The organism is Lacibacter sediminis (assembly GCF_014168535.1).
In the GTDB taxonomy this organism is placed as follows: Bacteria; Bacteroidota; Bacteroidia; order Chitinophagales; family Chitinophagaceae; genus Lacibacter; species Lacibacter sediminis.
The window spans coordinates 536575-559548 of sequence record NZ_CP060007.1 but is presented as its reverse complement, the minus strand read 5'-3'; the positions used below and the strand labels follow the sequence as shown (position 1 = coordinate 559548).

Sequence of the window (22974 nt, the reverse complement as noted above, 5' to 3'; positions counted from 1 at the left end):
AGTTTTTATTTTTGTTGATGGTTTATTTTCTTTTTAAATCAAAATCGTAAGTAAAGGCAACAGTGAACGTAGTACCTGGTGTGTAAGAACTGAATGTTTTATCCGTACCTGGCTGATAGCTTTTTGAACTGTTCCTGTTCTCATAGGTTTGTATGGGTTGATTCAGTAAATCACTGATGGTTAAACGAACCTCACCTTTACGTTTGATCACTTTTTGAGATACCTGGATATCGAATAAGTCACGTGGGCGTTCATAGATATCACCAAAATCATTATTACCAACCAATGCTAAACGCTGTCCTATCTTATTGTATAAAATTGATGCACCAAATCCTCCTTCTGAATCGTACTGCAAACCTGCATTCACGAGATAAGGTGATTGACCTTGCAATGGACGGCTTGAAGCAGGCAATGGATTACCTGAAGCATCTGTGTTAGCCAATAACACTTCAGAAAAAATAAAAGAAGCGTTACCTGTTATAAATAAGCGTTTTAACCACTCAGAAGATTTAGAGAAGAAAGAAAGATTTTTTCTGAATTCAAATTCGGCACCATATAGATCTGCATTTACTGCATTCTGGAATTGGTATTGGCGGCGTGTTGCCACACTCGCACTGTTCAAACGCAATTCAATCGGGTCAGTAAACTGTTTGTAGAAAGCTGCTGCTGAAACAACTTCACCAGCTTGTGGATACCATTCGTAACGAACATCGGCATTTAAAATACTGCTGCGTTTCAGATCAGGCGTACCTGCTGTTGATGCAATGGTTTCAAAATCGAAGAACGTAAACGGAGCAATTTCACGGAACTCAGGTCTTGCTACAGTGCGTGAACCCGCAATACGAATATTTGTTTTGTTTACAGGGCTATAGGTTAAGTTGAAAGATGGAAGGAAATCTATTTTTTCTGTGTTAATAACAACTGCTTTGTCGGTTCCCTGCTGTTGCGATTTTAAAAACTGTTGAAAACTTTCTACACGTGAACCCCATACCAAACGCCATTTTTCACCCAGTTTATTATCAAACATCAAGTACCCTGCATTCAACGCAGAAATACCAAAATATTTATCCTGTGGATTCTGCAATGAAGTAGTCATTTCAAAACCATTTCCTTTCAGAAAGTTTTCACTTGCAAAAATCCGGTTGTAAGGAAGGAAGTTAAGATTTGCATCACCCGGTTCTCCGTAACCAAGAATGATGGCTCTAAAATCACGGATACGCACCAATGCATTACCACCTGCTTTAACGGTTTGCTTTTGCTTGCCGATATTGAATGTATACGCAAGTGATAAATTATATCCTGCTGCATGATCAGTAAGATTGCTGAAGAAACGGTTGGTATTGTTTCCACGCAGGTTAACAGCGTAAGGATCATTTGTACCAAGGCTGCGACCATAAGTCAGTACACGAAGATCAGGTTGTTCTTTGCTGTTGTATGAATAGTTGATGTTCCAGGTAGCTTTCAGATCACGCCAGAATGTATGCGTACCTTCTAATTGTGACGACAGTAAACTTCTTTGGTTCAATACAGATGAACGGAGGTAAATATCCTGCAGATTTTCTGTGTTTGGTCCCTGGCGATTGTAGTAATTATCTTCGTAAAGCTGGTTGAAGAGATTCTTCAATGCTATCTTATGGTTCTTCTTTGTCCATGCAAAGTTTGCAAGCGCACCAACACTTGTGCTGTATTTGTTTTGCTGATCTTCATAAGAGAAAAACGCCTGGCCGCCATCTCTTTCAAACAATTCTTTTGTTGCGTTATACAACAATTTTGAATTGCGGTAAGTTAGACCAATCACAGAGCCAAATGCTCCGCCTTTTTCGGTACGAACTGCATTTGCCCAAGTAAGATTATAAGATTGTATAGGACCTGTAACAGAATTTTGTTCAGCCCACACATCATCACGGAAATCAGCAGCGATCTCTCTCCGTTGTTCAGCAGACAATGTATTAAATACACCATACTTCACCGGGTAAGATGAAGGAAGATTTCTTCTGTCATCAAAACCTAAGTAATCTGTAGAACCACGTTCGTTGCTGATGAATTGTTTAAATGCTGATTGTGTATTAAAACCAAGACCAATGCCAAGTGTTAAAGAATTTTTTGTAGGAATATCTTTTGTATTGATCTGCACCAAACCACCGGCAAACTCTCCAGTAAGATCAGGCGTTGCAGTTTTATTGATAATGATATTGTCAATTAATTGAGAAGGGATCACATCAAACGAGAATGCTTTCTTATCCGGTTCAGATGATGGCAACTGTGCGCCGTTGATGAGTGCCTGGTTGTAACGGTCGCTCAAACCACGAACGATCACAAACTTATTATCCTGGATAGAAGCACCACTTACACGCTTCAATACTTCACCTGTATTTTTATCGGGTGTACGGCGGATAAAATCTGCAGACAAACCACTTGATAAAGATGTGTTGTTACGTTGAAAGCTTAATAAGCCTGAAGTGTTTTCTCTGCGGGCTGTGCTGCGGATCACAATTTCTGTTCCTTCTTTTGCAGCCACATTCAACAGGATCGTGATGGTATTATCGATCTCTGTTGTCTTTACTTCCACTTCATCTACAGCCTTGGTTTGATAACCAACTGCACTCACTGTGAATGTATATTTTTTACCGGCTTCTAAACTGATCCCAAACCGACCCTCAATATCAGCTGCAAAAGAGCGGCTGATCTCAGAAACTGAAATCGACGCTCCGGCTATAGGTTCATTCTTTTGGTTAAGCACACGGCCATTTAAGCGGATGGTTTGTGCAGATGTAGAGAGGGCGATGAATAAGAGTGAAAAGAGGGTAATTAATGTCCTTAAGTTTTTCCTTTGCATAGTATCAAGTTGATGCCGCAAAGGAACTCCTGCAATGTTATCGCAAAGTGAAGGCCATGTTAAGGAAACATTACCTCAATATGAAGCCAACGTTAACAACACAGTTGAACCACCGGAATACCTCACCAAACCGCTGAAGATTATTAATATTCAGTTAACCTGAACGTAACATTTAAGTAACAAAGAACTGAAACATTTGCGTTCCCGGTTGAGAGTGAGCACAAATATCATTCTGTTTACCAGGTATTAATACAGCCTCAAGATAAGGCATATATTATCTTTTAATTGCAACGCCCTGCCTTTCCTGGCGGGGCTTTTCGTGCAGAGTTAACAATTTGGTAATACAATTACAGCTGCCCTTGTTAATCCATTTAGTCACCTTTGCGCTGCAATTAAAAGGTAATACCATTGAAGACAATCGTAGGGGCTATGATTGTATTGTTATTATTACATTCTGACAACCTCATGGCCCAAAAAAATCAGACAGACACAGTTGTACCTACTCCTAAAAAGAAGTGGTACGAAACCATTAACCTTCGTGGTTACATGCAGGTACGTTACAACAGGCTACTGGAAACAAATGAAGACCTCAAATGTGAACAATGCGACAGATCCTGGGGTAAAGGCGGAGGTTTCGCTATCAGAAGGGGCCGCATAATTCTTAGCGGCGATATCACCAAGAACATTTATTTCTACATTCAGCCTGACTTTGGCAGTTCTGTTGGCAGCACACAAAACATTTTCCAGGTGCGTGATGCGTATTTGGATATTGGATTCGATAAAAAAAATGAATTCAGGTTACGTGTCGGCCAAAGTAAAGTGCCTTACGGTTTTGAAAACATGCAATCGAGCCAAAACCGTTTGCCGCTTGACCGAAACGATGGTTTAAACAGTGCTGTGTCAAACGAACGTGACCTTGGTGCATTCTTTTACTGGGCTCCTGCGAAAGTAAGAGAACAATACCCGGTTTTTATCAATGATAACCGAAAAGGCTCAGGCGACTATGGTGTATTTGCATTTGGTGTTTATAACGGACAAACTGCTAATCGTCCTGAACAAAACAAAAAAGTGCATGTGGTTTCGAGACTTAGTTACCCTTTCAAGATAAATAAACAGATCATTGAGCCTGGCATACAGGCTTATGCTGGTGAATATGTATTGCCGGCAGAATTCAGAACTTCAGGGGTAAAGGCAGCAAATGATTTTGCTTTTCGTGATGAGCGTGCAGCTGTAAGCTTACATTTATACCCGAATCCTGTAGGTATCTTAACTGAGTATAACGTAGGACGTGGACCGCAATACAATCCACTAACTGATTCTATTGAAGTGAAAAACCTGAAAGGTGGATATGCTACCGTTTATGCCAGGTTTCAATCGAAAAAGAAAAAGGAAATGTTCTTTTTCCCATACACCAGAGTACAGCATTACGAAGGTGGAAAGAAACACGAACTGGACGCACGGAGTTACAATGTGAAAGAAATTGAAATGGGACTTGAGTGGCAAGTGAATAAAAATTTTGAACTTACAACGGCTTATACTATTTCAAGCAGAAGATTCGAAGATTCGAAACTGCGTGATAATTTTCAAAAAGGTCGTTTGTTACGCATACAGGTACAATTAAATTTTTAAAAGAATAAATAAATCACACATATGTCAGTTATCAGTTCATTCATGAAGTTCTTCTTACCCAAGGACCGTGTTTTTTACCAGTTGTTTGAAGAAGTATCTGTAACCTCATTGGAAATGGCCGTGCTCTTAAAGAAAATGGTAAATGAGCGTGAGTTTGATATAAGGGCCGATATTCTCCGTCAGATCGAAGATCTGGAACATAAAAACGACGATCTTACCCATAAGATCTTTACTGAACTGAGCCGCAACTTTATTACTCCCTTCGATCGTGAAGATATTCACTACCTCGCCACTGCAATGGACGATGTGGCCGATTATATTTTTGCTTCAGCAAAAAAGATCAACTTCTACCGTGTAGATCCTCAGCATGAGAGTTTCAGCAAAATGGCTGAACTGATCGTACAAGGCTGCGAAAACATTAAAATAGCTGTAACTGAATTAAAAGACATGAAGAACATGCGCCAGATCACTGATGCTTTGGTGCGTGTGAACAGTATCGAAAACCAGGCCGATGATGTATTTGATTACAGCATTGAACGCCTGTTTGCAACAGAGAACGATGCGAAAGAAGTGATCAAGAAAAGAGAGATCTACCAGGTGATGGAAATTGCAACTGATAAGTGCGAAGATGCCGCCAATGTGATTGAATCCATCATTGTTAAATATGCATAAACCAATTTGAAAATCCGGAAATGTATCAATTTGAAAATGGATGTTTCATTTTCAAATTTTCAAATCAACTAATTATCAAATTGTATTTATGACTCTACTCGTAATCATCATAGCACTTGCACTCATCTTTGATTATATCAATGGGTTTCATGATGCAGCCAATTCCATTGCCACGATTGTTTCTACCAAAGTATTAACTCCTTTCCAGGCAGTTGTATGGGCAGCTTTCTTCAACTTTATTGCCTTCTTTATTTTTACTGATCATGCTGTGGCAAATACCATTGCAAAAACGGTGCATAAAGAATTCATCACCATGCCGCTTGTTCTTTCAGGATTGGTAGCAGCTATTTTCTGGAACCTGCTTACCTGGTGGTATGGTATTCCTTCTTCATCATCACACACATTGATCGGTGGTTTTGCAGGAGCAGCTATTGCACATGCCGGTTTTGAAAGTATTGACCCTACGAGTATTTACAAAACACTCATCTTTATTATTCTTGCTCCGATCATCGGAATGCTTATTTCCGTTTTCATTACCATCGTAACCATTCAGCGGAATTTCTGGCTTAAGATCGCCATTATTGTTGGATTGGTTGCCGGAAGCGTTCTCTTCATTCCATTCAAAAAAGACTTTGAGCGTTGGGCCTTGCTTATACTTGGTGTTATTTTCGTGAGCACATATCTCTATAATCACTGGCGTGGCGAAACAGCTTACCGTACGGCCAACATGTACAAAAAACTGCAGCTTGTTTCTTCTGCCATTTTCAGTATTGGTCATGGTGGTAACGATGCGCAAAAAGTAATGGGTATTATCATGGCAGCTTTAATTGCCTACGACCCTAACCAGTTCCATTTAGGTGAAATGCCTAACTGGATCCCGATCGCCTGTTACTCAGCTATTGCATTGGGTACCATGAGTGGTGGTTGGAAGATCATTAAAACCATGGGCACTAAGATCACCAAAGTCTCTCCATTAGAAGGTGTGGTTGCCGAAACAGCAGGTGCGATTACGTTGTTTACCGCAGCTAACTTAGGTGCACCGGTAAGTACAACACATACCATCACTGGTTCAATTGTGGGCGTAGGTGCAACAAGACGTTTAAGTGCGGTACGTTGGGGAGTAACCATCAACCTGTTGTGGGCCTGGATACTCACCATACCTGTGAGTGCGTTGGTGGCGGCATTGGTATATGCACTGTTCCACTTTTTCATTCCCGGCTTTAATTAAACAGCCTTAAAATAATTTTGAAGAATCCAACCCCTAAGGTTGGATTTTTTATTTCTGACAGGTAGTTGCATCTTTGCGGCTCAATAAATGTATACACTGAGAGGTTCGTTGGCGAATACGATGTGGCTAAAAACAATAAAAGTGAACACATGAAAGGAATTATTCTTGCGGGCGGGTCTGGTACCAGATTGCATCCTATCACGTTTGCAATCAGTAAGCAGATCATGCCGATCTATGATAAACCCATGATCTATTATCCATTATCTGTATTGATGATGGCGGGAATCCGTGAAATCTTAATTATATCAACCCCACAAGACCTGCCAAATTTCAAACGGTTGTTAGGCGATGGAAAGAATTTAGGTGTTGAATTTTCCTATGCTGAGCAGGCAGTTCCTAACGGACTTGCACAGGCATTTGTAATAGGTGAAGAATTTATCGGGAACGACAAAGTAGCCCTTGTACTTGGTGATAATATTTTCTATGGTGCCGGTTTGGGTAAATTACTCGCCAACAATACCGATCCTGATGGGGGTATCATTTATGCCTATCATGTGAGCGATCCTGAACGTTATGGTGTGGTTGATTTTGATGAGAACATGAATGCCTTAAGCATTGAAGAAAAGCCCGAACATCCAAAAAGCAATTACGCAGTTCCCGGTTTATATTTCTATGATAATGATGTTGTGAGGATCGCAAAGGAATTGAAACCGAGCCCACGTGGTGAATATGAAATTACCGATGTGAACAAAGAATACCTGAAACTTGGTAAATTGAAAGTGTCAATACTCGACCGTGGCACAGCCTGGTTAGATACCGGTACGTTCGATTCATTGATGCAGGCCTCACAGTTTGTACAGGTGATTGAACAAAGGCAGGGAATTAAGATCGCCTGCATCGAAGAAATTGCATGGCGAAAAGGATTTATTAAAACGGAGCAATTGCAGGAACTGGCAAAGCCTTTGTTGAAAAGTGGATACGGACAGTACATCATGAATCTCATCAAACAATAAAACAATACAGCGATACATATTTATGAAAAAGATCTTAGTTACAGGCGGATGCGGTTATATTGGTTCACACACCATTGTTGATCTCGTTGAAAACGGATACGATGTTGTTTGTGTTGATAATAACTCACGCTCCAACACAAAACTGCTTGAAGGTGCCGAAACAATCCTGGGCAAAAAAGTAAAGAGCTATAAAGTTGATCTCTGTAACTACGATGAAACTTATGCGGTGTTGCAGGAAAACCCCGACATCACCGGCGTTATTCATTTTGCTGCTTACAAAGCAGTGGGTGAAAGTGTTGAACGGCCATTAATGTATTTTGAAAACAACCTGCTTTCCCTCATCAATTTATTGAAATGCGTGCAGGAGTTCCAGATACCGCATTTTGTATTTTCTTCTTCCTGCACCGTATATGGCAATCCTGATGTCGTGCCTGTAACTGAGGAAACGCCACCCAAGCCTGCTGAAAGTCCTTATGGTTACACCAAGCAAATGGGAGAACAGATCGTAAGCGAATCGGTAAAAAGTTTTTCAACGAATGCGATCCTGTTACGTTATTTCAATCCCGTTGGTGCGCACCCAAGTTGCATTATTGGTGAATTACCCTTGGGCAAACCGCAGAACCTGGTGCCAGCCATCACACAAACAGCAATCGGTAAACTCCCGCAAATGACCGTTTTTGGAAACGATTATCCAACAAGAGATGGCTCCTGTGTTCGTGATTTTATTCATGTATGCGATCTGGCACATGCGCATACACTGGCAATTGACTATCTCGTTGAGCAACGGAATCTTTCACGTTGTGAAGTGTTCAACCTTGGTACTGGTAACGGCGTAACTGTACTGGAAGCTATCAATATGTTTGAAAAAGTAAGCGGACAAAAACTGAATTATAAAATTGGTCCCCGCCGCCCAGGTGATGTGGTAGCTACTTATGCCAATAACGATAAAGCGAAGACCTTGCTTGGCTGGGAACCGGAATTTAACCTGGAACAGATGATGCAGACGGCCTGGGACTGGGAACTGAAACTTAAAAAAGACGAGAGCCTCTATGGAAGCCAAAACAGCATCCTGAATTAATGCAATAAATGCAGCTTGTTGCTGCAACAAAAATCGCAGATCGACTTACGTTCGTTCTGCGATTTTTTGTTTTACTTCAACTCAAAACTTTCCCTTTTCTTTGCAGCGAAATTCAGATGCCAGCCACGGTTGCTGTCTTCTTTCTTAAATCTCAATTCAAGTATTTTAAACTTCTGCAAATGGCATTACAGGATATCCAGGTAAGCGGTAATAAAGATACCCGTAGCGGTTTTGGCGATGGTATTTTAGAAGCAGCACGCAAGAACGAAAATGTAGTAGCATTAACAGCCGATCTCGCCGGTTCATTAAAACTCCAGGCATTTATTAAAGAATTTCCGGAGCGTTTTATACAAGTGGGTATTGCCGAAGCAAACATGATCGGTATTGCAGCAGGTTTAACCATTGGCGGTAAAATTCCTTTCACAACAACATTTGCCAACTTCAGCACCGGTCGTGTGTACGATCAGATCCGTCAATCAGTTGCGTATAGTGATAAGAATGTAAAGATCTGTGCATCACATGCCGGTTTAACACTGGGTGAAGATGGTGCAACACACCAGATCTTAGAAGATATTGGTTTGATGAAGATGTTGCCGGGCATGACGGTGATCGTTCCCTGCGATTACAATCAAACCAAACAGGCAACCATGGCAGTGGCAGATTATCACGGACCTGTTTACCTGCGTTTTGGTCGCCCGGTATGGCCCATCTTTACAGCAGCTGAAGGAGATTTTGTGATTGGTAAAGCACAAAAATTCAGCGATGGTACTGATGTTAGCATCTTTGCCTGTGGTCATATGGTTTGGTATGCCATACAAGCCGGTTTGCAGTTACAGGAAAAAGGTATCTCTGTTGAAGTGATCAACATTCATACGATCAAACCTTTGGATGAAGAAGCAGTATTGGCTTCCATCAAAAAAACAAAATGCGCTGTTACTGCTGAAGAGCATAACATCATTGGTGGTTTGGGCGATAGTATTGCACAGGTTGCTGCAAAGAACTTCCCTATTCCTATTGAAATGATCGGCACAAAAGATACTTTCGGCGAAAGTGGTAAACCGGTTGATCTGTTGAAGAAGTATGGTTTGGACGTTGCCGATATTGTTGCTGCTGCTGAAAAAGTGATGAGCAGAAAATAAGAGAACTACTTGCTTAAGATAAGAAACCCTGTCAGTGATGATGGGGTTTTATTATTTAGCACCTATTCCCTTTTAATATCTTGTTTCGCCGCATTAAACTTTTCACTTCAAAAGCCATCTTACCCGTGGCTTTTTCTAACTTTATACCGGTTCAGAAAAATCCAAACCAGAAAACCTCTATTCAATAATGACGCAACCAGACGACAAGGAATTACTGCTGCAATTCCACGAACCTGCCACAAAAGAGCGGGCTTTCACCCGTATCATCAAAAAATACCAGGAAAAGCTTTACTGGCATATCCGCCGCATGGTGGTGGAGCATGAAGACGCCAACGATGTGCTGCAGAACATGTTCATCAAGGTATGGAATGGGCTGGAAAATTTCAGGGAAGATGCACAGCTTTATACCTGGCTTTACCGCATTGCCACCAACGAAAGTCTCACTTTCCTGGAACAGCGGAAAAAACGCACCGCTGTTTCAATGGACCAGGTGGAAGCAGGGCTCAGCAATACCATAAAAGCTGATAAGCATTTTGATGCCAATCGACTGGAGTGGAAATTACAACTGGCCATCCAGCAACTCCCTGAAAAACAACGGGCTGTGTTCGCTCTCCGGTATTACGATGAGATGCCTTACGAGGAAATGAGCCGGGTGCTTGAAACCAGCGAAGGTGCACTGAAAGCCAGTTACCATCATGCAGTAAAAAAAATAGAGGATTTTATCCTCAACCGTTAAACGAAGAGCACTTAAAAACATCTATAGAAACAGAAAATGACAAGAAATAAAGACATAGTGAATGAATTGGAGCTGATCAGTGCGGTTGTGGCCCAGATCAACCCCATGGTACCTTACCAGGTGCCGGAGGTTTATTTCGACACACTCAGCTCGGTGATCATGGCAAGAATAGCAGCCGGTGGCCAGGAAGAAAACTCCCTGTTGCAGGTGGCTGGTAAGCAAATGCCGCAAGATGTACCTGCCGGTTATTTTGATAGCCTTTCGGAGAATATTCTTGATAAGATAAAAGCACAGCCGCAACGAACAGCAACAGATGAGTTGGCCGCATTATCGCCGTTATTGGCTGGCATCAGTAAAACCAATGTATATGAAGTACCTGCTGGCTATTTCGCTTCACTTGCTGATACTGTAACCACACAGGTGAAAGAAGAAACAAAAGTTGTTTCCATCTTCAGTCGCAAATTGATCATCCGTTATGCAGCAGCAGCTGTTGTGTTCACAATGATTGCCTTTGGAATTAATATGATGATGAAACAATCATTGGACAGTACGCCATTTGATATGGCACATGTTGATCCAATCAAAACACAAAAGCAATTCAATAATGAATTGGCAGCATTAAGTGATGATGCAATTGTAAGTTACCTGCAACTAACAGCCGATTCAAAAGATGTTGACAAGATCAATGAATCAATAGACCACAGCAAGTTACCCGAGGAAACGGATTATATGGATGAAGAGTTTCTTGAATCATTCATGAAAGAACTTGAAAAAACAACTACCACTACTAACACACAAATAAACTAAAAACACCGGAGGATAGTATCATGAAAAAGATAATGACAATGATGTTGGTTCTTGCATTCAACCTTACAGGTTATGTATATGCACAGGATCAACCTGACCCCAAGGATCATGAAAAGATTAAAGCACTTGAAATTGCATTTATCAGTCGTAAGCTCAATTTAACTTCTGATGAAGCGCAACGTTTCTGGCCGGTTTACAATGAGTATAAACGTGATGTAAACCAGGTTATGCTTACACAGCGAAACAATCCAAACAAAGATGTGGTGGATGATGAACAAAGGATATTAGATGTAAGAAAAAAGTATCGTGATCGTTTTGTTGGTGTAATAGGACAGCCCAGAATGAATAAATTCTTTCAGGCTGAACGTGAGTTTCGTGGAGTATTATTGAATCAGTTAAAGAACCGCCCAAATAAGCCAATGTTGCAACGTCAAAAGAGAAATTAATTTGGAATTTTTGGTTCTTATGTTATAAATTTGCGAATAGGTGTTTTTCATAGGTTAGCAACGGCCGACTCTTTTCAGGGTTGGCCTATTTTTTTGCCCTGAAACCCGCTACAGCACTGCATTTCAGCAATTCAATAGATACAATAATACGTTACTCATCAAGAGTTTTGCAAACAGCAATTCAGTGAAAAAAAACCGTTTTATGCTGACTTTAAAGAAAATAATATATGTAGAAGAGATGCCGTCTTACTTCAATAAAACAGTCTTCATTAAAAACTAAAGACAGGTGTTTTCAGATCATGATAGAATAAAAACTTCCAGTTTTCTTTCTGTCCCTGCGCCCACCACTTCACACGCAGATCAGCAGCAAGCTTTCCATCGAAATCATATTTGGTTACAAACTTTGTTTTCATCTGGAACAACTGCGGCGCTACATCGCCACCAAAGAAAACGGTTTCGTTGTTTTCTTTTATCCAGAATGCCTGGTGCCATGGACTATGTCCACCTGTCCATTCGTAATGAATATAATCATCAATAACACCTGAGCTTTCAACAAGCTGCAAGTGATCTGATTCGGGCAATATACTTACATCATCAATTGCATACGACTTTGATAATTTGCTTACAGCAATTTCAAGCTCTTGCTTATTTACAATGTACGTTGCGTTTGGGAAACTGATAAACCGTTGTTGCAATACAGCATCTTCTTTACTCACACCACCGGCATGATCTCTGTGCAAATGACTCATCAATACCTTTGTTACTTCCATTGGATTGATACCTGCCTGCATAAGGTTATGATGTATCTGTAATGTGCCGTCAGGCATTGTAAAGCCGAGCCCTGTATCAAGTAACAAAATATCTTTTTCGGTGATCACAACAAATGGTTGCACTTCAACCAACAAACTACCTGCGGGGCGATCTTTTATATTATCTTTCTCAGGATCGAAAGGAACAAATTTCTTGGAACCATCTACTGTAAAACTACCTTCTGAAAGTGGAATTATTCTCATGTGCCTGTATTATTTAACTGCAACTGCTGTTGCCTGGATTCAATTAAGAAGTTGCAAAGATACAGGCAGGAAGTTTAATCAATTCATCACCAGTTTTGGAGCACCGATCATTGTATCAAATATGAAGAGTTCATCAAGCTCATAAGTGATAAACTTACGGATTGGAAATTTATCGATCATTGCTGCCGCTTCCATTTCAGAGTCAGCATTCAATACCACCCAGCCTTTGGTTCGTAATCCATTTACGGAATAAGTGATGATCACTTCTTCACGCATTAAATCATTGATATGTTGCCGATGGCTTGGTATGATTGCCCAAAAATCATCTTCCAGTAAATCGGGGAGGTAAAATGTGCAGAGATATTTTTTCATACACGATCGATTTAACATGATTAATAAGAGAACAGCAGACAAACGTTGATCTGATTATCGAAGCACCATACTACGGTCGGCATCAAGGCGCAGCATAATAAAGATCAGAATGGTGAATGTAACAAGTGAAGATCCACCATAGCTTAGTAAAGGTAGTGTAATCCCGATTACGGGCATTAAACCAATTGTCATGCTGATATTGATCATTACATGAAAGAGAAGAATAGCCGCCACGCTGTAACAATACACCCTTGAGAATGTACTTCGTTGTCGTTCAGCAAGTGTGATGATGCGATAAAGCATAAAGAAATACAAACCCAGCAGCAAAGCACTTCCCCAAAAACCAAAACTTTCAGCAATGGCGGTAAAAATAAAATCGGTGTGTTGTTCCGGAACAAAATCGCCTTGCGTGGTAACTCCTTTCAAAAATCCTTTACCAGCTAATCCACCGGAACCAATTGCGATCTTCGATTGCTTTACGTTATAGGTATAATCCCGTTTTTTTCCACTCGCCTGTTCCTTTTCAAATTGTGCAATTCGTTCAGGTGACCTGGGAATATAACTCTTACCAAACATATTTAACACACGTGCAGCCTGGTAAGGTTTCATGATCTTATCAAACACAACGATGTTCACAAACATATGAAAGCCCAGCAGCACAAGATAAATGATGATCATGGCGAGCAATAAAAACAGGTTGCGTTTAAACTGCCGCCAGAAATAATAAATGATGATCAATGCAATAATGCCCAACGCAATTGCATAAACCAAAAACGATAATACAATTGAGGAGATAAACAATACCACGAAGGAAAAACCTACGATCAGATACATGGCTGGTAACCCCTCTCTGTACATCACCAAAAAGAAAGAGAAATAAACCAATGCAAGACCGGTTTCTTTTTGTGCAATGGATAATAATGCCGGGCCCAACGTTAATGCAAATGCAATGAGATGCGACCGGAGGTTATTGAATTCCGTTTCCTGCCTGCTTAAATATTTTGCCAATGCCAATGCAGTAAACACTTTACATAATTCAGCAGGTTGCAGATTAAATCCACCACCTAATGCGATCCATGATTTTGAACCACTGATATCTTTACCGATCACAAACGTTAACAGCATCAGTAAGATACCGGCCATGTACAAAAGATTGGCAATAGTGGTAAAGAACTTACTATCAGTTAATAAAATAAATACACCCACCAATGAACTGATGCCAATGAACAACACCTGACGTGAATAGTTTTTCTTTAATTCCAGTAATGACTGAACAAACGAATCACCCATTCGAAACTCAACTGAAAAAATAGCAATAAAACCTACCAGCACTAAGGCATAATACAACAATACTGTTGTAGCATCAACTCCCTTTCCTATGCTTGCCTGTTTTTCCATCAGCTGTTACGTTGCTTTGCTTCTTTAAGTGATTGTAATTTATGGGTTGGTATAATAGCCATTAACCTATGTTGCTGTTCTTGATCTTTTGCCGGTTGTTTGTTTGGCATCGTCGGCAGATGTTTTAATTGACCAATTGCAGTTGAATCAATCCGCATGCGTCTTTCTTTTACACGTTGTGCAGAATCTCTCAACTGTTTGATCGAATCTCTTCTAAACAATTCATACCTGATCTTCGCCGGTGTAATAACAACGTTGCTGATGCGTTCGATCTCAGCTTTGCGTTTATCACCCGCAATAGAATCGGTCAGGAATTTCTCCATCAGTAATGATGCAATAGGTGCTGCCCATGTTGAACCAAAACCTGCATTTTCCACCACCACGCAAATAGCGATCTGTGGATTATCTTTTGGTGCAAAGGCTACAAAGAAAGAATGGTTCTGTTGTTTCTTTCCTCTGAAATAGTTTTCTACTGTACCTGTTTTCGCACACACAGAGTAACCTTCAATAGCAGCATTTCGTGCAGTACCATTTGTTACCACCATTTCCATCCCGTCAATTACTGCCTGGTAATAATCATTAGGGATATGAAGCGGTGAAATTTTCTGACGATACTTATTCAGCAATGTATCTTCTGCTGTTTCTCCATCAATATTCTTTACAAAGTGAGGCGTGTAATACCAACCTCTGTTTGCAATTAAACACATGGCATTAGCCATTTGCATTGGAGTGGCTTGAATTTCCCCTTGTCCGATACCAAGCGATGCAATGGTGCAACTGCTCCATCCTCCTTTGCGAAATACTTTATTGTATCGTGCAGTATCGGGAATATAGCCTGCATACTCCCCGGGAAGATCGATACCCAAACGATGCCCCAAACCAAAACCCGACATATATTCTTTCCACTTCATCAACCCACCTTCAATATTGCCGTACTTCTTATTATCAAGTGCCATGCGTAACACATGTGCATAATACGAGTTGCAGGAGTTGGCAATAGATAAACTGAGGTTGGCAGCATGTCCTGCATTAGTATGTGTACAGGCCGGCCTGCCGCAAGGACCATAACGGCCAAAACAGGAATAACCAAATTCAGGTGTGATCAATCCTTCATCCAATGCCACCAATGCTCCTAATGGTTTAAAGGTTGAGCCGGGAGGATACACACCTTGCATACCACGATTAAGTAATGGCGATGCAGGATCTAAAAACAAACGGCTGAAATTCTTTCTCGATTCAGAACCTGTTAATTCATTGGGATCATAAGTTGGACCTGATGTCATGGCGATAATGCCACCCGTCTTCGGTTCAATGGCAACCACGCTTCCCACTTTATCATTCATTAATTTTTCTGCCAGCTGCTGCACTTCCACATCAATATAAGTATTGAGATGGCGGCCTGCAACTGATATTGTATCAAATTCACCGTTCTCATATTTACCAATAGGCCGGTTAAAATTATCACGCAGGATGTACTGGATCCCACGTTTACCCATCAATATTTTTTCATAATAACTTTCCAGGCCACTGCGCCCGGCAAAATCACCCATCTGGTAAAAGAAGTTCGAGCGTTTCAACATCGGCGAATCAACTTCACCTACATAACCAAGAATATGAGCGGCAGCTCTGTAAGGGTAGGTACGAATGGGTCGTTCCTGTAAAAAGAAAGCCGGTTGAAAGCGGAATAAATTCTCATTTATCCTTGCATATTTTTCAGGAGAAAGCAATGGTTCAAATACGGATGGCCTGTTGCGTGAGTTCTTGATAATAGCTGTTACTACCCTTTCTTTAAACTCTGCTGTATCAATACCCAGAATGCGGCAAAGTATAATTGTATCAACTCCTTTCAATTGCGATGGTGTAACCATCAGATCGTACATGGTTGTGTTATCGAGGATCGCTTTGCCTTTACGATCGAAAATAATTCCACGGCTTGGGTAAACAATTTTGCGGAGGATGGCCTGGTCGTTCGCCAGTTTTGAATATTTGGAAGTAAACAGTTGCAATGTCATCAATCGTACAAGAATGATGGCAAACACAATTGCTATAATAATACGGATGGTGGTTTGTCGTGATTGATTAAATTCGGCCATGGCCTGTTATAAGGTTTTTCAAAATTTGCGCATCAGGTATTGGTTAAAAACTTCTGCTTTCGTATAAAGATAATTTCAATTACTGTTATCAACAACAAACTTACTACGGTAGAGCCCAAAGTTTTTAATAAAAGATATAAGATGTTGCCAAATTGAAAGGCCTGGATCGTAAATAACCAACCATGATGAAACAACGTAAGTGCGGTTACATAAGTAATGTACTGTGTAAATCCAAGGCTGGCAACAGAAGGTTCACGGTAGTTGAACTCAACACCTTGTTGCGGCACTAATAAATTAATAAGGAACGGCCGCAGGTAACCGATCAATACACAGGCAGCAGCATGTAAGCCGGGTGTTTTTGTAAAAAAATCGAGACAGATACCACAAATGAATGACACCAATAACAAAGTGCCACGGCTGATATTAAACGGCAACCAAAGAATAAAAAGAAAATAAATATAAGGTGTGATGTATTGATGCAGAGGCGGCACCTGGTTAAATACAAATACCTGCACCAAGGTGAATAAGATCAAACGGATGATATTTCGTAAGAGATTGCTCATTTCTTTTGCTTGATGCGTTTTTCCAGTTCAAGTTGCTCGGCACGTTGCAGATTAGCTACCACAAATACATTCTGTAAACTGCTGAAGTCATTTGAAGGGCGTACCTGCAAAAAATAATTGTTGGTGCTTTTTTCAAGCAACACCTTTTCAATAACACCGATCATAATGCCGGAAGGGAAATCAGAGTACTGACTTGTGATAACAGTATCGCCTTTTGCAAGCTTTACACTTTTTGGTATATCACGCAGCTGTACAATTCTCGGATCTTTGCCATCCCATTCTATGCGCCCACTCTCTCCTGTTTTCTTTAACCTTGCACTGATACGGCTTTGCTTGTTGAGCATGCTCATGGCTGTTGCAAAATTTTCTGTTACATCCAGCACCACACCTGCAACACCGCTGGCAGTGATCACAACCATACCCGGTTGCACGCCTTGTTTACTGCCACGATGAATGGTGAAATAGTTATTGGGTTGAGCTACTGAATTATTTACCACTGCGGCTTCCATATAAAGATACTTACGTAAAACACCTGTGGTATCTACAGGAATTGAATCTGTAACAACACGTTGCGTAGTATCAGGGCTTTGAAAATTTTCTGCAAGTTTGTTTTGTACTTCAGCCAGTCGTTTACGCAGTGCTTCGTTTTCTTTTTTAAGACTGAAGTAGCCGCTCACTTTGCTGTACTGTTTTTCAATACTTCCGGTTATTTCTCCGGCAGTATCCATATAAGCGGCCTGGTGAAATTTATTATACCTGAACAGCAGGGACATACTCACCACCTGTAAAAGCAGGAAAAACAATAAAACCGAAAAACGCCTGATAAAAGCAAAAAGATTCCGCACGAAAGGTGGGTTTTAATTGGTTCTTCCGTTCATCGATGTCCCAGTCAGTTGCGCATCACAAACGGATAGCGATTGTAATTTTTAAGTGCAATACCTGTGCCTCTTACCACACTCTTCAGCGGATCATCAGCAATATGAACAGGTAATTTGATTTTTTGATTCAGACGTTTGTCCAGGCCACGGAGCAAGGCGCCACCACCAGTGATATAAATACCACGACGGTAAATATCAGCGGCCAACTCAGGAGGAGTCATCTCTAATGCTTTCAGGATCGCTTCTTCAATTTTGAAAATGCTTTTGTCCAGTGCTTCAGCAATTTCCTGGTAGCTAACCATGATCTGTTTAGGAATACCTGTTACTAGGTCACGACCGTTCACCGGAATATCGTCGGGCGGGCTATCCAGTTCTTTCATAGCAGCACCAATCTGTATTTTGATCTGCTCGGCTGTGCGTTCGCCAATGAGTAAACTGTGATAGCGGCGGAGAGCTTCCATAATATCGGCAGTAAATTCATCACCGGCGATACGGATACTTTGGTCGCAAACAATACCTGCAAGAGCAATCACCGTAATACCGGTAGTACCACCACCTATATCAACGATCATATTACCAACGGGTTCTTCCACATCAATACCAATACCAAGGGCAGCTGCCATTGGTTCATGCAAAAGATATACTTCCTGTGCACCGGCTTGTTCAGCACTGTCACGCACCGCTCTTTTTTCTACTTCTGTAATGCTGGAAGGTATGCAGATCATCATCCGCCATTTTGGAGCGAACAATGGTTTTTTGGTCAATACTAATTTTATGAGCTCACGGATCATTAACTCAGCCGCATTGAAATCGGCGATTACACCGTCTTTCAATGGGCGAACCGTGCGAATGCTTTCATGGGTTTTTTCATGCATCATCAATGCCTTCTTACCCACGGCTAACACGTTCTTAGGGTTGTTCCGGTCGAGTGCTACGATGGATGGTTCATTCACCACAATTTCATCGTTATGTATAATGAGGGTATTAGCTGTACCCAGGTCCATTGCTATTTCCTGAATAAAAAAGTTGAAGAGTCCCATATTGGTTACTGGAAATTATAATTCCGATGGTTGCAAATTTGAGAGAAAAATTTGGAATAACAACGCTAAAACCGTGCCCGTAAGTGTTTTTCCTCCCGATTTTTTCAAAACAAGTTTAACCCTTGCCTGCAAAGCATTTCGTCAATACCACGAAAAACAAAAAAGACATTTCAGAAACTTCGTTTATACTTCTCAGTTAGTGCCCATGAATTCGTAGCCGATATCGCTGCGGTAATACATTTTCATGAAGCGGATGCCTTCAAGTACCTGCTTTGATCTTGCTACCGATTCAGCAACATCTTTACCGAAAGAAGTAACCGTAAGTACACGTCCTCCATTGCTCACAATTTTGTCGTCTTCTGCTATGGTGCCGGAATGAAAAATAACAGTTTCTGCAGTTGATTGATTGAGGCCGGTAATTTCATACCCTTTGATATAATCGCCTGGATACCCGCCGCTTACAGCTACCATCGTGACCGCAAAACGTGGGTCTTGTTCGATCTTTATTTGATCTACTTCCCCTTTTGCCGTTGAAACAAGCATTTCAACAAGGTCGTTCTTCAGCCTTGGGATAACCACCTCGGTTTCAGGGTCACCCATGCGGCAGTTATATTCAATGACATAAGGCTCGTTGTTTACTTTAATGAGACCGATAAACACAAAACCCTTGTACACAAATCCCTCCTCACTAAAGCCATTGATGGTTGGTTCAATGATCCTTTCCTTCACCTTTTGCATAAACACCTCATCAGCAAAAGGCACCGGACTTACTGCACCCATGCCACCCGTATTTAAACCGGTATCGTCTTCGCCAATCCGTTTGTAATCCTTTGCTTCCGGTAATATGCAATAGTTTTTGCCATCGGTCAACACAAATACGCTCACCTCAATACCATTCAAAAACTCTTCGATCACCACTTTTTTACCCGCATCACCAAATTTGTGCTGATGGATCATCATATCAAATTCAGCTACAGCTTCGAGATGATTATTGCAGATGATCACCCCCTTACCCGCAGCCAGTCCATCGGCTTTGAGCACAACGGGCAATGCATGGTTCATGAGGTATTCACGACCTTCGTCAAAATTGGTATCAGTAAATTCTTTGTAGGAAGCTGTTGGAATATTGTGGCGCTCCATGAATGCTTTGGCAAATGCCTTACTGCCTTCAAGCTGCGCTGCGTATTTTGAGGGACCGATAACACCCAACCAGCCGTCAGCAAAAGGATTGGTTTTATGTGCTTCATCAAAATGATCATACACGCCTTTCACCAGTGGATCTTCCGGACCTACAACTATCAGATGAATCTGTTTGTCACGACAGAATTGTTCCATCGCTTCAAAATCACCATCCACACGCAAAGAAATATTGGTACCACACAAAGCAGTGCCGGCGTTACCGGGAGCGATATACAATTCATCGCACAAAGGACTTTGTACAAATTTCCAGGACAGGGCATGTTCACGGCCACCAGAGCCAAGCAGTAGTATATTCATGTCGGATTTTACTTCAGGCCCGAAATTAGACCATACTGCTGCAACTTCCTAAACCTTTCGTCAAAACTGTAAGAATGCGAACAGTGATTAGCCGTTTCTATTTATTCCTTACTTTCGGCACTCCACGAATTAAAAAACTTAAACCAATTGTATGAGCGAAACAACCGCACAAAAAGGCCATCCGAAAGGCCTTTGGGTTTTATTTGGCACTGAAATGTGGGAACGATTCAACTATTATGGCATGCGTGCCGTACTGGTTTTATTCATGACCAAAGCATTGCTGTTCGATAAAGCATTTGCCTCAAACCTTTATGGAAGCTATACCAGCTTAGTTTATCTCACTCCATTGATTGGTGGTTTTATTGCCGATCGTTACTGGGGAAACCAACGCTCTATTATTGCAGGCGGTATTGTAATGGCACTGGGAGAATTTTTACTCTTCTTTTGTGGATCAACTTACGCATCATCGCCAGATCTGTCTTCTATATTATTCTTTTCGGGTCTTGGTTTAATGATTGCAGGTAATGGATTTTTCAAACCGAACATTTCTTCATTGGTTGGTCAACTGTATCCAAAAAACGACAGAAGAATTGATCCTGCTTATACCATCTTTTATATGGGCATTAATGTGGGTGGTGCAGTTGGGCCGTTTATATGCGGGTTGGTAGGTGACACCGGCGACCCTGCTGATTTTAAATGGGCATTTTTAGCGGGCGGTATTGGTATGTTGATCAGCGTAGTTGTGCAGTTGCTGTTTCATAAAAAATATGTTCTTGGTCCAGATAAACAAGTGCTTGGCTTAACGCCTGCTGGGTCGCCATCTTTATGGATCAAACCGATTGCGATCATTATTGGGTTAGCAGCGTTTTCTGCGTTAGCCATCGGCATGTTATATATAGATGCGAAAGTTGTCAGCTATCTTACCTACTTACTTGCAGGTTCTGCTATCCTGATCTTTTTTATGGTGATGACCGACAAAACGCTTAACAAATTTGAAAAGCACAGAGTCATTGTATTATTCACCGTGGTATTCTTTGTGATCTTTTTCTGGAGCGCATTTGAACAGGCCGGAGCATCACTCACCTTCTTTGCAGAAGAACAAACCCAACGTGATCTTGGATTCTACACCGTTCCTGCAAGCTGGTTCCAATCGCTTAACTCTTTATTTGTTGTGGCTTTTGCACCAGTGTTTGCCTGGTTATGGTTGAAGCTGGGGAAGAAGGATCCATCGGCCCCAACAAAAATGGCCATCGGCTTAATGCTTCTTGCAATTGGTTATTTGTGGATCGCCTTCGGTGTAAAAGATGTTGGCGCAGGTATTAAAGTAAGTATGATCTGGTTAACCGGTATGTATGCGTTGCACACATGGGGCGAATTATGTTTATCACCAATCGGCTTGTCGCTTGCAAATAAACTTGCACCATTTAAATACGCTTCGTTGCTGATGGCTGTTTGGTTTTTAGGTAACGCATTTGCGAATAAGCTTGCAGGTGTGCTTAGTGCATTATATCCTCCGAGCATTGCAGAAATCAAAAAGGCTGCTGACGTGGGTATAGATTTAGAACCCATTTTGGCAAAAACAGTTACACCTTCAGCAGAGGTAATTGCCAAGCTTAACGACGCAGGTATTCCTTATAAGTTTCAATCCATACTTGGTTATGACATTAACTCGCTTTACGATTTCTTCGTGCTGTTCGTAGTAATGGCAGGTGTTGCATCACTCATCTTGTTTGCATTAACAAAGAAGCTGCAAACAATGATGCATACAAAAGAGGCTTGATCTTAATGCAGGTGAACTATAAATAAAGAAGGCGGTCGCTTTGCAACCGCCTTCTTTATTTATCTTAAGTCTTTTTAGAATTTAAATGAGTTGAATATTTTGTTAGCAGTTGTTTCGTATGCATCACGCTCTCCTTCTTTACTTAGATAAGTGAGTACATACCCTTTACCATTACTCACACAAAATAATTGTTTGATCTGTACATCATAAGTCATTTCGCCAGGCTTGCCTTTGTATATGATCTGGTATGCACGTGACCCATTGCGGTTAAAGAACATCGATGAAACTTCACGATAACCTTTCACAAAATCTTTTACCGCATCCATGTTTGTTTTTACATAATCATCAACTGTAGTACCGGAGTTTATTTCTTCGATCTGCAGGTTCAGGTACTGGAAAAATTTATCCTCTCCATTTTCTGCCGGCGACGTTATTTTAAAAACAGCATTTTCTGATTTATCATCAAACTTCCAATCGCCGGGATAGCCAATGGTGTAGCGGCCTTTAGGATCGCTATACTTTTTCAACTCGCTACTGGTTGTAGTGGTTGTATTGGGGGAGTTTGTTGTGTTATTGTTTGGTTTATTGTTGGTGCCTGTATTCAGATCATTTACCGGAATACGTGCCGGCTGCGCCCATGCTACAGCAGAAGACACAACAAGGGCAAGGGCTACGACAATCTTTTTCATGTGCTATTTTTTATTTGATTTTAGCCACATGTTATTTGCCATAAAATTTTCATCGGGATTGGATAAA

Annotated in this window: 20 protein-coding genes; 10 read left to right on the top strand and 10 right to left on the bottom strand. The window is 41.1% G+C overall.

Annotated features, from left to right (window positions below; translation table 11 throughout):
• Window positions 1–22: 22 nt before the first annotated feature.
• Window positions 23–2836, bottom strand: a complete 2814-nt coding sequence (locus H4075_RS02605; RefSeq protein ID WP_182803875.1) for a carboxypeptidase regulatory-like domain-containing protein — start codon at window positions 2834–2836, stop codon at window positions 23–25.
• Window positions 2837–3301: 465 nt separating this feature from the next.
• Between H4075_RS02605 and H4075_RS02600 the strand changes: the two genes are divergently transcribed.
• The 9 genes from H4075_RS02600 (at window position 3302) to H4075_RS02560 (ending at window position 11584) form a co-directional block, all read left to right on the top strand.
• Window positions 3302–4465 carry a porin gene (locus H4075_RS02600; protein WP_220494840.1) on the top strand — a complete coding sequence of 388 codons (1164 nt, stop codon included), beginning with the start codon at window positions 3302–3304 and terminating at the stop codon, window positions 4463–4465.
• A gap of 21 nt (window positions 4466–4486) precedes the next feature.
• On the top strand, window positions 4487–5137 hold the full coding sequence (locus H4075_RS02595; protein ID WP_255460292.1) for a DUF47 domain-containing protein: 651 nt from the start codon (window positions 4487–4489) through the stop codon (window positions 5135–5137).
• 88 nt (window positions 5138–5225) lie between these two features.
• Entirely contained in the window at window positions 5226–6365 is a 1140-nt protein-coding gene (locus H4075_RS02590; RefSeq protein WP_182803873.1) for an inorganic phosphate transporter, read from the top strand.
• 149 nt (window positions 6366–6514) lie between these two features.
• Window positions 6515–7378, top strand: a complete 864-nt coding sequence (gene rfbA / locus H4075_RS02585) for a glucose-1-phosphate thymidylyltransferase RfbA (protein ID WP_182803871.1) — start codon at window positions 6515–6517, stop codon at window positions 7376–7378.
• Between the two features lie 22 nt (window positions 7379–7400).
• Complete coding sequence (gene galE, locus H4075_RS02580; RefSeq protein ID WP_182803870.1) at window positions 7401–8456, top strand: UDP-glucose 4-epimerase GalE; 1056 nt, start codon at window positions 7401–7403, stop codon at window positions 8454–8456.
• A 179-nt stretch (window positions 8457–8635) separates the two neighbouring features.
• The gene (locus H4075_RS02575) at window positions 8636–9595 is read left to right on the top strand and encodes a transketolase family protein (protein ID WP_182803868.1); all 960 of its coding nucleotides are present in this window, start codon (window positions 8636–8638) and stop codon (window positions 9593–9595) included.
• Between the two features lie 187 nt (window positions 9596–9782).
• A complete protein-coding gene (locus H4075_RS02570) occupies window positions 9783–10331 on the top strand; it encodes an RNA polymerase sigma factor (RefSeq protein WP_182803866.1) in 549 nt (182 codons plus the stop codon).
• A gap of 36 nt (window positions 10332–10367) precedes the next feature.
• The gene (locus H4075_RS02565; RefSeq protein ID WP_182803864.1) at window positions 10368–11138 is read left to right on the top strand and encodes a hypothetical protein; all 771 of its coding nucleotides are present in this window, start codon (window positions 10368–10370) and stop codon (window positions 11136–11138) included.
• A gap of 20 nt (window positions 11139–11158) precedes the next feature.
• Entirely contained in the window at window positions 11159–11584 is a 426-nt protein-coding gene (locus tag H4075_RS02560) for a hypothetical protein (RefSeq protein ID WP_182803862.1), read from the top strand.
• A gap of 269 nt (window positions 11585–11853) precedes the next feature.
• Here the strand turns inward: H4075_RS02560 and H4075_RS02555 are convergent, their stop codons facing one another.
• The 8 genes from H4075_RS02555 to purD all read right to left on the bottom strand — a co-directional run bounded on the left by H4075_RS02555 (window position 11854) and on the right by purD (window position 20438).
• A complete protein-coding gene (locus H4075_RS02555) occupies window positions 11854–12597 on the bottom strand; it encodes an MBL fold metallo-hydrolase (protein ID WP_182803860.1) in 744 nt (247 codons plus the stop codon).
• Window positions 12598–12675: 78 nt separating this feature from the next.
• The gene (locus H4075_RS02550; protein WP_182803858.1) at window positions 12676–12969 is read right to left on the bottom strand and encodes a hypothetical protein; all 294 of its coding nucleotides are present in this window, start codon (window positions 12967–12969) and stop codon (window positions 12676–12678) included.
• A gap of 54 nt (window positions 12970–13023) precedes the next feature.
• Complete coding sequence (rodA, locus tag H4075_RS02545; protein WP_182803856.1) at window positions 13024–14367, bottom strand: rod shape-determining protein RodA; 1344 nt, start codon at window positions 14365–14367, stop codon at window positions 13024–13026.
• The gene (mrdA, locus tag H4075_RS02540; RefSeq protein WP_182803855.1) at window positions 14367–16460 is read right to left on the bottom strand and encodes a penicillin-binding protein 2; all 2094 of its coding nucleotides are present in this window, start codon (window positions 16458–16460) and stop codon (window positions 14367–14369) included. The genes rodA and mrdA overlap by 1 nt, the downstream gene beginning before the upstream one ends.
• A gap of 32 nt (window positions 16461–16492) precedes the next feature.
• A complete protein-coding gene (locus H4075_RS02535) occupies window positions 16493–17023 on the bottom strand; it encodes a rod shape-determining protein MreD (protein WP_182803853.1) in 531 nt (176 codons plus the stop codon).
• Complete coding sequence (gene mreC / locus H4075_RS02530) at window positions 17020–17868, bottom strand: rod shape-determining protein MreC (RefSeq protein ID WP_182803851.1); 849 nt, start codon at window positions 17866–17868, stop codon at window positions 17020–17022. The genes H4075_RS02535 and mreC overlap by 4 nt, the downstream gene beginning before the upstream one ends.
• A gap of 44 nt (window positions 17869–17912) precedes the next feature.
• Complete coding sequence (locus H4075_RS02525) at window positions 17913–18941, bottom strand: rod shape-determining protein (protein ID WP_182803849.1); 1029 nt, start codon at window positions 18939–18941, stop codon at window positions 17913–17915.
• Window positions 18942–19133: 192 nt separating this feature from the next.
• Window positions 19134–20438: a phosphoribosylamine--glycine ligase gene (purD, locus tag H4075_RS02520; RefSeq protein WP_182803847.1), complete on the bottom strand. Its 1305-nt coding sequence runs from the start codon at window positions 20436–20438 to the stop codon at window positions 19134–19136.
• 151 nt (window positions 20439–20589) lie between these two features.
• On the opposite strand from purD, the gene H4075_RS02515 reads away from it, so the two are divergent.
• Window positions 20590–22218, top strand: coding sequence for a peptide MFS transporter (locus tag H4075_RS02515; protein ID WP_182803845.1), 1629 nt, complete (start codon window positions 20590–20592; stop codon window positions 22216–22218).
• A 74-nt stretch (window positions 22219–22292) separates the two neighbouring features.
• Here the strand turns inward: H4075_RS02515 and H4075_RS02510 are convergent, their stop codons facing one another.
• On the bottom strand, window positions 22293–22907 hold the full coding sequence (locus H4075_RS02510) for a PsbP-related protein (RefSeq protein ID WP_182803843.1): 615 nt from the start codon (window positions 22905–22907) through the stop codon (window positions 22293–22295).
• Between the last annotated feature and the right edge of the window lie 67 nt (window positions 22908–22974).

What these genes read in the sequence shown, in the direction of transcription:
- H4075_RS02605 (WP_182803875.1), bottom strand. Translation starts at nt 2,836, where the DNA reads ATGCAAAGGAAAAACTTAAGGACATTAATTACCCTCTTTTCACTCTTA.
- H4075_RS02600 (WP_220494840.1), top strand. Translation starts at nt 3,302, where the DNA reads ATGGCCCAAAAAAATCAGACAGACACAGTTGTACCTACTCCTAAAAAG.
- H4075_RS02595 (WP_255460292.1), top strand. Translation starts at nt 4,487, where the DNA reads ATGTCAGTTATCAGTTCATTCATGAAGTTCTTCTTACCCAAGGACCGT.
- H4075_RS02590 (WP_182803873.1), top strand. Translation starts at nt 5,226, where the DNA reads ATGACTCTACTCGTAATCATCATAGCACTTGCACTCATCTTTGATTAT.
- rfbA (WP_182803871.1), top strand. Translation starts at nt 6,515, where the DNA reads ATGAAAGGAATTATTCTTGCGGGCGGGTCTGGTACCAGATTGCATCCT.
- galE (WP_182803870.1), top strand. Translation starts at nt 7,401, where the DNA reads ATGAAAAAGATCTTAGTTACAGGCGGATGCGGTTATATTGGTTCACAC.
- H4075_RS02575 (WP_182803868.1), top strand. Translation starts at nt 8,636, where the DNA reads ATGGCATTACAGGATATCCAGGTAAGCGGTAATAAAGATACCCGTAGC.
- H4075_RS02570 (WP_182803866.1), top strand. Translation starts at nt 9,783, where the DNA reads ATGACGCAACCAGACGACAAGGAATTACTGCTGCAATTCCACGAACCT.
- H4075_RS02565 (WP_182803864.1), top strand. Translation starts at nt 10,368, where the DNA reads ATGACAAGAAATAAAGACATAGTGAATGAATTGGAGCTGATCAGTGCG.
- H4075_RS02560 (WP_182803862.1), top strand. Translation starts at nt 11,159, where the DNA reads ATGAAAAAGATAATGACAATGATGTTGGTTCTTGCATTCAACCTTACA.
- H4075_RS02555 (WP_182803860.1), bottom strand. Translation starts at nt 12,597, where the DNA reads ATGAGAATAATTCCACTTTCAGAAGGTAGTTTTACAGTAGATGGTTCC.
- H4075_RS02550 (WP_182803858.1), bottom strand. Translation starts at nt 12,969, where the DNA reads ATGAAAAAATATCTCTGCACATTTTACCTCCCCGATTTACTGGAAGAT.
- rodA (WP_182803856.1), bottom strand. Translation starts at nt 14,367, where the DNA reads ATGGAAAAACAGGCAAGCATAGGAAAGGGAGTTGATGCTACAACAGTA.
- mrdA (WP_182803855.1), bottom strand. Translation starts at nt 16,460, where the DNA reads ATGGCCGAATTTAATCAATCACGACAAACCACCATCCGTATTATTATA.
- H4075_RS02535 (WP_182803853.1), bottom strand. Translation starts at nt 17,023, where the DNA reads ATGAGCAATCTCTTACGAAATATCATCCGTTTGATCTTATTCACCTTG.
- H4075_RS02525 (WP_182803849.1), bottom strand. Translation starts at nt 18,941, where the DNA reads ATGGGACTCTTCAACTTTTTTATTCAGGAAATAGCAATGGACCTGGGT.
- purD (WP_182803847.1), bottom strand. Translation starts at nt 20,438, where the DNA reads ATGAATATACTACTGCTTGGCTCTGGTGGCCGTGAACATGCCCTGTCC.
- H4075_RS02515 (WP_182803845.1), top strand. Translation starts at nt 20,590, where the DNA reads ATGAGCGAAACAACCGCACAAAAAGGCCATCCGAAAGGCCTTTGGGTT.
- H4075_RS02510 (WP_182803843.1), bottom strand. Translation starts at nt 22,907, where the DNA reads ATGAAAAAGATTGTCGTAGCCCTTGCCCTTGTTGTGTCTTCTGCTGTA.